Source organism: Bacillus sp. sid0103, assembly GCF_019219025.1.
This window is the reverse complement of the sequence record NZ_JAHUWN010000037.1, coordinates 44,349-58,859: the sequence shown is the minus strand read 5'-3', so window position 1 is coordinate 58,859 and position 14,511 is coordinate 44,349. Positions and strand designations below refer to the sequence as shown.

Genomic DNA, 14,511 nt, shown 5'->3' with positions numbered 1-14,511 from the left:
CTTACGGAGTGGATATTGAACAATTGCAAGTAGAGGAAGTTAGGAGGATTTTAGAGGAATCCGCACAAGTCCTTTCAGGGTCATCTATACAATATGATAGCGAATACCATATTGGAGATCCTGCAGAAATGATATGCAAGAAGGCAAAAGAAGGAGATTACGACCTGATCGTAATGGGCAGCAGGGGACTTAGCCTCTTTTCAGAGCTGCTCGTGGGAAGTGTAAGCCATAAAGTTGTCCAGCACGCTCATTGTGCTGTAATGATTGTAAAGTAAATAGAAGGTGATTTAATAAAACTCATTTTCATTATCGAATCATCTTTCAACTTAAGGAGAGAATATGAACAACCTACTGGCAAAAATTATTGACGCGCACGGCGGAATTGACCGATGGGAAAAATTTAGTTCACTGACTGCCACGATCGTCACCGGTGGCGGTTTATGGGCAATGAAAGGGCTCGTACAAGATTCCAATCCTCGTGAGATGACAGTCGCGCTACATTCGGAAATCGCATCTGTTACTCCCTTTGGTCAACCGGATTGGCGTACTGCCTTTACGCCCGATCGTATCGCGATTGAGACCCTCTCTGGGGAAACCGTCCGCGAGAAATACGATCCTAGGACCTTGTTTGCTAACCATACGATGAACACACCATGGGACCCGCTTCATCGAGCATATTTCAACGGGTACGCAATGTGGACATACCTGACAACGCCTTTTTTCATGGTCATGCCAGGATTTGAGGTCAGCGAAATCCCCCCATTGCAAGAGGGCAACGAGCTCTGGCACGGTTTGCGTGTGCGCTTCCCCGAACACGTCGCCAGTCATAGCAAGGAGCAAGACTTCTACTTTGGCGATGATTTACTACTACGCAGGCACGACTACCATGTCGATGTTTCAGGTGGCTTTCCAGCGGCGCAATATGTCTACGACTTCATTGAGATCGAAGGGCTTCGTTTCCCGACAAAACGCCGCGCATATCTTCGTGGACCCAATCTGGAGCCAGTTAAGGATCTGCTGCTAGTCTCGATTGATCTCAGCAACTTACGGTTCAGTTGAACTCATTGCGCTTGGTTATAGGACACTCGGATCCTTATGGACGTCCAATTCGACGAAGGGATTATCCACATTACGGATAAAAAATAAAAGGGCTTTTCCCGAGGTCATGGGAATAATGCCAATATCGTGGGAAGTGTAAACCATAAAGTGGTCCAGCACGCTGATTGTGCTGTAATGATTGTAAAGTAAATATGAAGTGATCGTTACCCCAAGTACTAAGAGAAAAAGTACAAGAAGTAAGCCAGCTCGTATATACCATCAACGAGTAGTCGGCAAGAATATTCTGCCTAAGGTCTTTAGCAAAATAAGCCGAATCCTTGTCCATCCTTGTAATAATACAAGGAGGAATTTAAAAGAAATGTACTACTAATTGTGAAAAGACTGTTCGTATCAGTAAAGAAAAATAATACTAAAGGGTTGAAGGTTAAATGACGTGCACGTTCGAATCGGGAAAACAGATTTATATGTCAATCCAATTGGTTAAGGAACAAACGCAGTCGGCGGTCACAATCTTTTTCCTAACCTTGATGATGAAGCTGGAAGGGAATTAGTTCGCGCAGGACTGGCACACGGGATAAATTTTTTGGATACAGCTTTTATCTATGGTCCCAAACCGTTCCGAGGAGATAATTGGTGAAGTCGTAAAAGAAACCGGTAATCGCTCAGAAATTGTGATTGCGACAAAGGCAGCTCATAAATTTGTCGGTCCTGAAGTTGTGATTGATAATTCTCCTGCTTTTTTAAAACAATCTGTTGAAGAGAGCTTAAAACGTCTGCAAACGGATTATATTGATTTATTTTATATTCATTTCCCTGATCAGGATACGCCCAAGGATGAAGCGGTCGGAGCCCTAAAACAATTGAAGGATGAGGGGGAAATCAGAGCGATCGGTGTCTCTAATTTTTCGATTGAGCAATTGAAAGAAGCCAATAAAGATGGTTATGTGGATGTCTTTCAAGGGGAGTATAATCTGCTAAGCCGTGGGGCCGAGAAAGAGTTGTTCCCTTATGTTTCTGAGCATACCATTTCCTTTATACCGTACTTCCCGCTTGCTTCAGGATTATTAACGGGCAAATATAACAAAAATACCTATTTAAGTGAAAAAATGAGAAAACGCCCGCAATTCTGAGAGGGCGTTTATGAGGAGAACCTGGAAAAAATCGAGAAAGTTCGTAAAATTTCCGGTTAAAAAGGAACTGAAGTTGCCCATGTCGTTCTTGCCTGGTATTTAACCCGTGAAGCCATTGACGTCATAATTCCGGGAGCAAAAAGGGCAGAACAAGTCTTGCAAAATCTGAAAACACTGGAAGTCCATTTAACGAATGAATCTCTAATTAATCCCAATGGAATGTTTTTAGTCAGTTGATAGTGTCCATGATGATAACAGAATTTAATTTAAAAAAAAGGAAGTTATTCATGTTAAAATTATGGCCCATTACTTTATGTCTTTTCCTAGTTGTTATTATTTTAACTGGCTGCATGGAAAAATTCCATTTTGCCCAAGAAGAAGGAAAAATCTCGGCTAATATGTCTTCTTCACACCCTGGCAAGAAACATTCTGAAACGGATGATAGTATTGTGGTTGTCACCCATCCAGAAAGTATTCCTGTCCTCGTCAACAAACAAAATAAATTACCAGAAAATTATACGCCAGTGGATTTGGTATATGCGAATATCCCTTTTATTTTTGAAAAAAAATCCGAGAAGCGGAAAATGCGTGCGGTAGCTGCCACCGCGATTGAAAAATTATTCGCAGGTGCTAAAATGCAGGGTGTAAATCTTTTAGGTGTATCGGCATATAGGTCGCACGGTGCCCAAACGGCTTTGTTTAATAGTTATGTGAAACAAGATGGCTATAAAAAAGCGATGACCTATAGTGCTGTACCTGGAACGAGTGAGCACGAAACAGGTCTTGCCATTGATGTGACCGGCGAAAATGGGACATGTGCGGCAGAAGCGTGCTTCGAAGGAACAAGAGAGGTGAAATGGTTGGATAAACATGCCGCTGAATACGGCTTTATCATTCGTTATCCGAAAGGAAAGGACGACATAACCGGCTACACCTATGAACCATGGCACCTCCGCTATGTCGGTAAAACTATTGCTAAAAAAATCATGGCACGCGGTATCACCCTTGAAGAATACTACAACTCCGTTCTAGTTAATAATTAATCACGTCATGTAACAAGGGGTCTCCATTTTGGAGACCCCTTTTGGTGTGCGCCCGGCATGGGTGCAGTCTCTAGGGTGAAAGTCCCGAGCCATGAAGGCAGTAGTAATGGTTAGCTTAACGCAAGGGTATCCGTGGTGACACGGAATCTGAAGGAAGCGAGCGGCAAACCTCCGGTCTGAGGAACACGAACTTCATATAAGGCTAGGTATCATTGGACGAGTTTGCACTACAAAACAAAGTCCTTACTGCCGAAGGTGGTACAGAGTAAATGAAGCAGATAGGTGGAGGGAAAGACTGTACTCTTACCAGGGGAGGTCTGATTGATAAGCCAAGTACACTTGGTAACCTACCTAGCAATGGATAGCTGAACAATCAGAAGTCAGCAGAGGTCATAGTACCATTCTAACTCGAGAAAGAATGGGAAGGACTGAACTATTAAGAAAGAATGAAATCTGCACATTCGGTGATTGCATTGAACACAGACAATCCGAAAGGACTTACCTAAAGGAGGAAGCGGTGAAAACGCTGGGGACTCTAGGAGGGTGGAGCAAGAACCGGCATAAACAGAACCTTCATTCACGTGGAAAGGAATAGCATCATGTTAATGGAACGAATCTTGTCACGGGAAAATCTCTTAACTGCTCTATAACGGGTAGAGCAGAACAAAGGAAGTCACGGCATAGATGGAATGTCCGTAAAATTCCTACGACGACATCTCTATGAAAACTGGGATTCCCTTCGGGAAGCTTTGAGAACAGGTAACTATCAACCTTTCCCTGTTCGCCGTGTCGAAATCCCGAAACCAAGCGGAGGAATAAGGCTTTTAGGCATACCAACTGTGACAGACCGTTTCATCCAACAGGCAAATGCCCTTGTTTAGTGAAAAAGATATCCAATGAAAAAATGAAGAAATTTTCATTGGATGTGTAATTTTCATCATTAAAAATTTATTAGATTTTTTCCAATTTTCACAATTCAAATGCTAAATTATGACTAATAAATTGACAAATAAATATTTTTTTTAAAAAGTAACGTAGAACACGCAATCTGCCCAATAAGGGGAGATATCTAAATAACATTCAAACCAATATACAATTCTGTCATGTATAAGAGGTAATTTGCAATATAAACGCTATTGGGAAGGGATGTATGATCCCAAGTTCTAAATCAAAAAAACATCTTATTAACAATTATATGGCCTTTTTTTGAATGTAGCTTATCAACTAGTAAGATGTCGAACGTCAAGATTGGCGACCCGGCAAAAGCAGTGGAACTGATTATTTCCGTTATAAAAAGCGACAATTCACCGCTTCGATTGGCAGTTGGATCTCATGCTGCATATACGATTCGCGAAGCTTATACCAAACGGCTTGAAGAAGTCAACACAAGGTTGGAGCGTTCGGCTGAAGCCTAATTGAATAACAGGCTGAAACAGCGGCACTTATTATTAAACCTGTTCGAAAAACAACAATCTTTTAGAAAAGAGCCATTTTATAATTGCAGGTGTGAGTATCATTTTTGAAATTATACTTTTAAACATTATAAGGGTTGGAATTTTGGGAGTTCATTATTATTTAATTCAGTAATATTTCCAATGTAACTGCTACACTTTGTCAATTATAAATTAGCTTTATTACTAAGTATTCCATGTACACTCTTCATGCTGATGGTTTGATTATATGAGAAAACAAAATTGAAATTTAACAAACTGGTGTGGTGCTTCAATTAGGCTTCCCTTTCCTAGTGCGACTATCTAACAGATTGTGAAGAATTGTACTTAAACTATCCTGAAAATAAAAACGGCTATGAGGGATTTTAGGCAATACGAAACTAGACCCAGTAAAATTCGGTTAAAAAAAAGACCGGGACTCCAAATTAACAATATATTGTTCTTCATTATGCTATAGCTTCAACCGTTACCTTACAGCCAAGTACCTCTAGCCGTTTAATAGATTGTTTAATCACTATTTCTTTTTTTCGTCGATCAAAGTAGTCTGCACCCAACTCAACATAAAATTGTCTTTTGTTTAACAAATGATAAACAATGGTTAAAATGGTATGTCCAACTGCTACTGCCGCACGTTTTTTTCCAATTCTCGCCGCCAAGCGTTGATATTGAGAAGAAAGATAAGTGTTTTTCGTTTTTGCTGCTGAATGTGCTGCTTCCACCAGTGCCGCTCGTAACTTTTTATTACCTTTTCTCGTTTTACCGGACTTTTTTTTTCAGCACTTTCGTTATTACCCGGAACCATCCCAGCCCATGAACATAAATGGGCGGCTGTAGGAAATTGCCCCGCAATTTCTCTTCCTAGTCCTATTTCAGCCAAAAGTTGTTCCGCATGGCTTCTACCTATACCTGGAATTGAATCTAGTAATTCAATATCTTCTTCATAAGGTTGCATGCGTTGCTGGACTTCTTCACTTAACATTTTGATTTGTTGGTCCAAAAAGTCGATATGTGAAAGCTGTGTTTTTAACATCATTTTTTGATGGAGTCCGACGGATCCGAGTAAGGCACGTTCCAAATCATCCTTTTTCATTTTCATACTTCTTTTTGCCATTCCAGCTAATACTTGTGGATCTTCGATCCCATTGATGATCCCCTCAATCATTGATCGTCCGGATACACCCATAATGTCTGTTGCAACGGAAGAAAGTTTTATATTAGCACCTTCCAACACTTTCTGCATTCTACTTATTTCTCTTGCTCTTTCTTCTATAAGACTTCGGCGGTATCGAACTAGTTCCCGTAATTCTCTTTGATCTCGATTTGGAATGTAGCTGTGTTGAAGAAGACCGTGACGAAGCAATTTTGCGATCCATTCTGCATCTTTTACATCGGTTTTTCGTCCTGGGACAGCTTTGATGTGAGCAGCGTTGACAACCATGGGTTGAATGTCTTCTTATTCGAGAAGGTTGTATATTGGTTTCCAATAAACACCGGTACTTTCCATAGCAGCGTGAGAACAACATTTACTTTTAATCCAATCTATTAATTTAATCAGATCATGTGTCATAGTACCAAATGTTTGAATCTCCTTTCCTTTTGGAGTAATGGCACACGCCGTAATGCTTTTCTTGTGAATATCTAATCCACAACATCGTTCATTAATAACATCCATTATTATCTTCCTTCCTACGGGCTGAAGTAAATTAAGGCTGGTGCAACAACCATATAAGATTAATCTATCCAGCGTGCTTCCCGTGAGGGAGCGACAATTTGTGGTGCACCTGGTCGTTAAAAATCAGTCTACCATGCGGGCTCGAGGCACCATAGTTTAACGACCTTCCTTCGCCAGCCTATAAAAAGGATTGACAGGTATAATAAAAACTAGACGGGTTTAAGAACCATTTTCATTCATTTGATGGTGCCGCAGCGCGGCATGGTTGTCTATCCTGAAAATAAACTTCTGTAACTCAGAAAAAAGGCAATACTAAAGAAGACGCAGCTCATTCATTTTTAAAAAAGAGGAGAGCGCCTAATTCATTGATCTTTGGAATCGAGTTGAATAGATTAAGATGCTTCTGGTTCTTGTAAAGTAACTGAGTATCCTAAACTTTCAAGTCTTCGTAGTGAATGCCGAACAATGGATTGCTGTCTCTGTTTATCAAAGTAGTCTTTGCCTAAGTCTACATACATTTCTTTTCGTGTTAAGAGATAATAAGAGATACGTAACATGGCATGTGCGACCACTATTCCGGCTCGCTTTTTGCCTTTTCGTGATGCGGTACGCCTATAAAGTGCACCGAGATAGTTCTTCGAACCTTTTACTGAATGAGCTGCTTCAGTTAATGCTGATCTCAAATATTTATTTCCTTTTTTGGTTTTAGCTGATTTCCTTTTCCCGGCACTTTCGTTTTGTCCAGGAACCAAACCTGCCCAGGAACACATATGGGCTGCACTTGGGAATTGTTTCTTAATATCAGTTCCGATTTCAGCCAAAATTTGCTCAGCCATCCTGGTGGCAATACCAGGAATAGAATCTAATCGTTCCGCATCTTCTTGGGAGGTACGTACTCTTTTCGCTACTTCTTGATCGAGCATCTCAATCTCTTCAGTGAAAAAGTCAATATGTCTTAAAATCGTTTTTAACATTAGACGTTGATGGGATTGGATATAGCCTTTAAGTGCGAGTTCCAGTTCATCTTTCTTCTTTCTTCTTTTTCATTGAGCGACGTGCAAAGTTTGCTAGTTTTTCAGGATCCTCTTCGCCTTCGGCAATAGCGTCAAGCATATCTCGAGCTGAAACACCCAAAACGTCTAAAACAACTGAACCCAATTTAATGTTCGCTCCTTCTAATACCTTTTGGATTCGATTGATTTGTCTTGCACGTTCCTCAATGATACTCCGACGATATCGAACGAGTTACGTAGTTCCCGTTGATTACGATCTGGAATGTAACTAGCTTTCAACAGTCCATGACGAAGAAGTTTGGCAATCCATTCTGCATCCTTAACATCTGTTTTACGTCCGGGGGACAGCCTTCATGTGTTGTGCATTTACAACTAATAACTCAATATCTTCAGCTTCTAGTAAATTAACAATTGGTTTCCAATAAACACTCGTACTCTCCATGGCAACATGAGTACATTGATGTTGTTTGATCCAATCGAGCAGTTTTAAAAGAAAAACTGTTTTGGTAGAAAACGTTTGAACCTCCTTTCCTTGTGCAGTAATGTTGTCTTTATGAACATCCATACCACATGCTCTTTCAATGACTACTTCCATTGAAAACATCCTTTCTACGGCACTGAATATTATTGGAGGCTGGTGCAGCAACCAGAATAGGATTAATCTACCATGTGTGCTTCCCGTTAGGGAGCTACAGTCAGTGGTGCACCATGGTCGTTGGAGTCAGACTAACGGATGGGCTCTAACGCACCATAGTTCATCGACCTTCCTCTCCAGCCGTAGAATCAGTATTGACGGTTTAAAAACATTTTCATTCTTTGTGTGAAGAGCTGTTTTTAGCGATTCATGGATGGCTAATGGGTGCTTTAGTTTAAGATCTGAGCTGTCATCGTGCAGCTCTTTCTTTTTGAACTAACGTGGCATTTTATTGAATAACTCTTTATAAGATAATTGGATATTTTATTTTAAATTATTGAGGAGTTTCTGAAGAATTGTACTTAAGCTAATTTTGAAAAATGCTCATTTTATCAAAATGGTAAAGAGACAGCACCTAAAGGTATTTTACTTTTTTGAAAGAAGATAAAAATTTTTTATCTATTAAAGTGAGCTAATTAGCCCACTCCACAAACGAAGGGATTCTTAAATGATAGATATAACAAGAGAGCAAAATTGTGCAAAAAATAGAAGGTAAAAACAACGAGTTAGATTTGTTTCTACCTTCAAAAATTATTATAAACCCAAGATGCTTACCAAGACTAAATTCCCATCAACACTCTAATTTGAAATTGTCATGGCATTAAGCATTTATGTTTAAATAGAGTCTTTAACCATTCGATTGTAATGATTGGTCTAAACTCATACAGCGATATTCCATCAGACTTTTTAAAACAGATATATTCTGTAATAATCGCTGTCCCTCATTCGTTTCTAGAACCTTTTTCCTCTCGAGTTTTCTATCCACCACTCTCTTTACTGATAAAACATCTGACCCATTTAGTAGGACATCTTTTTTTGAATTAAACTTTTCATGGGCGACAAGTTGCATACCGTAGGAATTATATAATAAAGTGTATCCAGCAATACCAGTTGTTGATTGATAATCCTTGGAAAATCCTCCATCAATGACAATCATCTTTCCGTTTGCTTTTATTGGATTCTCTCCTTTAATTTCTCTAACGGGTGTGTGGCCATTTATGATATGACCTTCATCAGGATTAAGATTAAATTCTGCTAAAATTTTACGGCAGATTTCCTCTTTTTCACGTAAATGGTAGTATGGGTTCTTAATCTCCTCATGGGTTTCTTTGTCCTTAATGAAATACCTTTCAAAGGTCGTCATGGCTCTTTTCCCAAATAATGATGAATATTCTCCTGTCCATAAATACCAGACCATATCTGTTGCGAGATCATCTATCTCTTCAGGATGTGCAAAAGCATGTCGTAAATAATGTTCAAAAATATCAAGTAAATCACGACATGAATAGGTATTATTTTCAATAACCATTTTTTCCATTTTTCCGTTTTCATCAAGTGGAATGCAGCCATGTATTAATAAGTTCCCATTATATTTCAAATAAAGACTGCCTTTCTTCATAAGAAAATTCATATGTCTGGCCAACTTTTCCGAATGCTGGACAGAAAACAATAGTCTGTTCATAACTTGCTCTTCTTCATCCAATAATTCACCAGGTTGTTCCGGATTAATGGTTGCAAAGCAAGTATTTTCCAGTTGGTAAGTTTTCCCATTCAGTGTTATTTCGTTTTTGTCATAATCAATTTTCTCAAGTAAAAGTCTTTCTGACATTTTAAAATACGGGCGTCTCTTTATGATTGGCATTTCAAGCTTAAACTGAATCATTGCTATCGCTTGATGCATTTTTGTAATTTGTAATAGTTCTTGATCAGACTTTTTTTTATCTGAAAGGCTCTTGGGTCTAAATGCTGGATTGTCCTCATAGTTCTTTTCCGCAAGATTAAGAAGTGGTATAAGATTGATTCCATACACATCTTCAATAATACTTAAATTGTCGTACCTGGCACAGATACGAATAATATTAGCTAGACAAACCTTTGATCCAGCAAAGGCACCGATCCATAGAACATCATGATTTCCCCATTGAATATCAACAGAATGATAATGAATGAGTGTATCCATAATTTTATCAGGATCAGGTCCGCGATCATAAATATCTCCCACCACATGAAGATGGTCGACTACCAACCTCTGAGTCGTATAAGCCAGACCTGTAATGAGCTTATCTGCCTGACCAAGAGAAATAATTTGCTGAACAATTTTTGTATAATATTGTTTCTTATTTGTGGATTCATCCGTTTTGTATAGTAGCTCTTCTATAATATAAACAAACTGCTCAGGCAATGCTTTACGTAATTTTGTGCGTGTATATTTAGAAGAGGCATAGGAAATGAGCTTAATCATATGGTCAATGGTTTCTGTGTACCATTGGAGTAATTCTTGTTTATTACCACACTTATCTCTAATTAACTTTAATTTTTCTTCAGGATAATAAACTAATGTCGCAAATTCATTAAGTTCTGTATCAGATAGTTCATCTTGAAAAAGGTCTTTAATTTTCTCTTTTACTCTACCCGAACCATTCCTTAGCACATGTTGAAAAGCATGATACTCCCCGTGTAAATCACTGACAAAATGCTCAGTCCCCTTTGGCAGATTGAGGATGGCTTCAAGATTAATAATCTCAGTTACCACTTTTTCTTCACTATCATAATTATGAGCCAGTAAATCTAAGAATTTTGTGTTCAACTTTATGGTATCTCCTTTATAATTTCTTCATTTATTTTTATCTTGAAGATTGCGTTTAATACTTACATGTTATAAGAAAACTCAATTGAAAAGAAATTATTTAACACAGGCCCTTTTTTTGATGGTTATTTACTATCAACGATACCCTAAGTAGCCCACTCATGAAATTATATTTAGGTTGTAGAGGTTAAAGTCAATAAAATCAGAGGCAGGGACATATTTGATATGTAAAATATGTCTCTGCCTTTTGTGGCTTTGAAAGAAAGTTGCACCGTGGTCGTTGGAGTCAGACTAACGGATGGGCTCTAACACACCATAGTCCATCGACCTTCCTCTCCAGCCATAGCTTTGGCGGGGAAATGTAACAATTGGAAGAATGAATTTGAAAGAAAGTACGTCTTTATAAGTTTATAAAACAAAAGAACATCTGAATAAAGGATTTGTATTATAATAATTCTGAATATTCACAAAAAGAGGGAAAGCATGCAAATATCTAAGCAGTGGAAATTCAGAGAAAAGCAGGTACGTTGCTGATAATCGCTCCGTCACCTGCTTTTTTTATATTGCTATATCTTTCTAGGCTATCGGAATCATTTTTAATTCTCCATTTAAAATCTCAGGATGATCTTTTAAAGAATAATCGTAGATTGGCATTATTCCAAAATTTTCTTTAATCATTTTCTTTAACAAAGAAGAATTATTAGATGTAATCAGTATTTCACTTTTATTTAGTCGCGATTTTTTAAATAATTTATCATGATTAGAATTAGGTACTAATACAAGTTTTATAAAAAACTTCACCTCCATTGTTAGTTTTGTGTCTAACAATGGAGGTGCAGCTCAATTTTTAAATGCACCACTAAAATTAGAAGAGTTAAAGAAAATTGAACAAAGGAGACAATTCCAATTTACGCTCTATGAAATATGAAAAATAGGTTATATGCTGGAACTTTACTTGGAATCATAGGTATAGCAGCAGGCAGTTATGCCTCTAACGCTATTATTTGGAACCTGTCCATTGGATTGACGGCAGTCACAGTTGTCGGGTATTTGATAAGCAGTTATAAACAGAAAAAATGGATGAAGTATATGCATGAAAAACGAAAAAAATAGGACATCATTCAGATAAGTTGAAGTCAACAGTATTTCTGTTGGTTTTTTTTTGATGAACTGAACAACATTGCAAAAAGAAAAAAATTAAAAATCTCGATTCTGAGATATTTTTGCTTGACGAAAATTATTTGAGGAAGTAATATGGTTACATAAAGTAACTTAATGAATTAAAAATAACTTAAGAACTAAAAGTTATCTACTCTTATCTATTTAAAGCACATTAAAGTTTGAAGGAAGTGAAAGATATGGTAGAAGTGACTGTTAAACTTCAATTGAAAGGTAAAAATTATCTGACGAATGTAATCGTTAAAAATGATACACCTGAAGAACAAATTTTGCGTATTGCACAGGAACAAATCGAGAAACAATGGTTAATTTAAAACAAATGAATTTCGAAATCATCTAGTCCTTAAATGAAAGGAGCAAAAGTCCTTGAATGAAAAAAAAGAAGTAGGTGAAAGAGCCGCAGAGTATGTGAAGGATGGAATGATAGTTGGACTGGGAACGGGGTCCACTGTATTTTTTACCATTTCTAAGCTTGGAGAATTAGTTCAACAAGGACTTTCTATTAAAGGAATCCCTACTTCCAAACAAACGGAAAAATTGGCAACACAAGTAGGAATCCCACTTGTTTCATTTAAAGAAATTGATCAAATTGATGTCGCCATAGATGGTGCCGATGAAGTAAATCGTGACTTATCTCTCATTAAAGGAGGCGGTGGTGCCCTTTTAAGAGAGAAAATAATCGCGAAGGCAGCAAATACTTTTATTGTAGTAGCGGACTCACACAAAATGGTGGATAAATTAGGAGCTTTCCCACTGCCAGTAGAAGTCGTTCCTTTTGGTCATGAAATGACGAAGAAATATATCCGAGAGCTTGGATGCAGTCCGCATTTACGGCAAAAAGATGGGATCCCATTTCGAACAGATAATGGTAATTATATTTTTGATTGCGGCTTCCCAGATATTACGCATCCTAGAGATCTTGAAAGAAACCTAAATATGGTACCTGGCGTGGTTGAAAATGGACTGTTTATTGGAATGGCGGATATCGTCATTACCTTGAATAGAAGTAAGGAAATTGGCATTAATTTCCGAAAATAGATTGGGGCGGGAAGAGAAAAAATAAATTAGGTTGTCTCTATGGCATTCTCTTCTAAGTCTCTAGTTTCAAGGAAGTATTTCACAATTATAAGGAGAAGTAATAATGGAATCAATGACCTTTGTCTTATTTGGAGCAACTGGGGATTTAGCTAAGAGGAAAATATTCCCTGCCCTTTACAATTTGTATATAGATAATAAATTACCTCAACCAATATCTATAATTGGACTTGGAAGAGGCGAACAATCACATGTTGATTTTCAAGAAAAAGTAAAAGAATCGATTTTAACCTTTTCGCGCCGCCTCGAGCATGATGTGACGGAAATGGGGGAATTTGTTGAGGCTTTTCGCTATAGCATGTTTGATGCAAACAAAATAGAGGATTATCAAAAATTGCTGCAGTTGGTAAAGCAAAGAGAAGAGGAACTGCAAATTGCGGAAAATCGTCTGTTTTACCTTTCCGTTGCACCTGAATTTTTCGACCTCATAGCATTAAACATAAAAAATAGCGGACTTGGTGCAACAAGTGGATGGAAACGTTTAATCATCGAAAAACCATTTGGACATGACCTCCAATCCGCTCTCGAGCTTAATGCAAAACTTAGCCAAGCATTTGAAGAAGAGGAAATTTATCGAATTGACCATTACTTGGGTAAACCAATGGTTCAGAACCTTGAGGCTCTGGAATTTGCGAACCCGATTCTCCAATCCATTTGGAACAAAGATCATATTGCGAATATCCAAATCACCGCAAGTGAGACGGTTGGCGTTGAAAAAAGAGCCGGTTATTACGATCATGCAGGTGCGATACGTGATATGGTGCAAAATCATATGTTGCAATTGCTCATGATGACCGCCATGGATTTGCCTTATAAGATAAACGCGACTGAAATCCGAAATGAGAAACGGAAGGTAATGGAGGCCATACGCCCTATAGAAAAAGAGGATATTCAAGCCCATATTGTTCGTGGCCAGTATATTTCCGGAGAGATGGATGGTAAGCCAGTGATCGGTTATAAAGAGGAACCGGGAGTAGATCCTTCTTCTCAAACTGACACATTTGTGGCAGCTCGTATATGGATTGATAATCCTTTTTGGAGCGGGGTCCCTTTCTATATCCGGACAGGAAAACGAATGAAGGATAAATCGACCCGGATCGTCATCGAATTTAAAAATACTTTAAAACTACTGTATAAACATAATCAGCAAAATGTGGAGCCTAATTTATTGATAATTGAAATCAGCCCGCAAGAAAATGTGTCTCTGCAATTAAATAGCAAAAATCCATTGAATAACGGGAAAATCGAACCTGTTAGAATTAATTTTTCTTGTGAAGATGTAGAAAACTTTAGCTCAGGAGTCCCAGAGGCCTATGAAAGGCTGATTTACGATGCTTTAATCGGAGATTCCACATTCTTTGCTCATTGGAAAGAAGTTGAATTGTCTTGGGAGTGGGTACAGCCAATTCTGAATGCTTATGAGGAAAATATGTTACCGCTTCATGAATATCGTTCAGGATCATATGGGCCAGATGCCGCTGATACCCTATTATCAGAAAATGGCTTCAAATGGTGGCCGGATGAAAAAATTCAACAAAACAGAGAACCAGCACATTTGAATTCACAAATGTCCAGGAGGATATAGACC

8 protein-coding genes and 5 pseudogenes are annotated in these 14,511 nt (G+C 38.2%); 10 read left to right on the top strand and 3 right to left on the bottom strand.

Annotated elements, in window-relative coordinates; all coding sequences use genetic code 11:
* The 7 genes and pseudogenes from KW850_RS28475 to KW850_RS28450 form a co-directional block, all read left to right on the top strand.
* The coding region (locus tag KW850_RS28475; protein ID WP_218351066.1) for a universal stress protein at positions 1–275 on the top strand (275 nt) is incomplete at its 5' end.
* A gap of 64 nt (positions 276–339) precedes the next feature.
* Complete coding sequence (locus KW850_RS28470; RefSeq protein ID WP_218351065.1) at positions 340–1,059, top strand: hypothetical protein; 720 nt, start codon at positions 340–342, stop codon at positions 1,057–1,059.
* Between the two features lie 108 nt (positions 1,060–1,167).
* Positions 1,168–1,248 (top strand): annotated as a pseudogene (locus KW850_RS34385) (hypothetical protein); the annotation flags it as partial.
* A 244-nt stretch (positions 1,249–1,492) separates the two neighbouring features.
* Positions 1,493–2,426, top strand: a pseudogene (locus KW850_RS28465) (aldo/keto reductase).
* A 50-nt stretch (positions 2,427–2,476) separates the two neighbouring features.
* Positions 2,477–3,232, top strand: a complete 756-nt coding sequence (locus KW850_RS28460; RefSeq protein ID WP_218351064.1) for a M15 family metallopeptidase — start codon at positions 2,477–2,479, stop codon at positions 3,230–3,232.
* 599 nt (positions 3,233–3,831) lie between these two features.
* Positions 3,832–4,110, top strand: a pseudogene (locus tag KW850_RS28455) (group II intron reverse transcriptase/maturase); the annotation flags it as partial.
* Positions 4,111–4,464: 354 nt separating this feature from the next.
* On the top strand, positions 4,465–4,647 hold the full coding sequence (locus tag KW850_RS28450; protein ID WP_098935116.1) for a hypothetical protein: 183 nt from the start codon (positions 4,465–4,467) through the stop codon (positions 4,645–4,647).
* 655 nt (positions 4,648–5,302) lie between these two features.
* Here KW850_RS28450 and KW850_RS28445 read toward each other — a convergent pair.
* The 3 genes and pseudogenes from KW850_RS28445 to KW850_RS28435 all read right to left on the bottom strand — a co-directional run bounded on the left by KW850_RS28445 (position 5,303) and on the right by KW850_RS28435 (position 10,649).
* A pseudogene (locus tag KW850_RS28445) lies at positions 5,303–6,355 on the bottom strand (IS110 family RNA-guided transposase).
* Positions 6,356–6,747: 392 nt separating this feature from the next.
* Positions 6,748–7,963, bottom strand: a pseudogene (locus KW850_RS34380) (IS110 family RNA-guided transposase).
* 727 nt (positions 7,964–8,690) lie between these two features.
* Positions 8,691–10,649, bottom strand: coding sequence for a fructose-1,6-bisphosphatase (locus tag KW850_RS28435; RefSeq protein WP_218351063.1), 1,959 nt, complete (start codon positions 10,647–10,649; stop codon positions 8,691–8,693).
* 1,358 nt (positions 10,650–12,007) lie between these two features.
* Here KW850_RS28435 and KW850_RS28430 point away from each other — a divergent pair.
* The 3 genes from KW850_RS28430 to zwf all read left to right on the top strand — a co-directional run bounded on the left by KW850_RS28430 (position 12,008) and on the right by zwf (position 14,508).
* Entirely contained in the window at positions 12,008–12,142 is a 135-nt protein-coding gene (locus tag KW850_RS28430) for a BA3454 family stress response protein (protein WP_098934455.1), read from the top strand.
* A 52-nt stretch (positions 12,143–12,194) separates the two neighbouring features.
* Complete coding sequence (gene rpiA, locus KW850_RS28425; protein ID WP_218351062.1) at positions 12,195–12,866, top strand: ribose-5-phosphate isomerase RpiA; 672 nt, start codon at positions 12,195–12,197, stop codon at positions 12,864–12,866.
* A gap of 103 nt (positions 12,867–12,969) precedes the next feature.
* On the top strand, positions 12,970–14,508 hold the full coding sequence (gene zwf, locus KW850_RS28420; RefSeq protein ID WP_218351061.1) for a glucose-6-phosphate dehydrogenase: 1,539 nt from the start codon (positions 12,970–12,972) through the stop codon (positions 14,506–14,508).
* Positions 14,509–14,511: the final 3 nt, after the last annotated feature.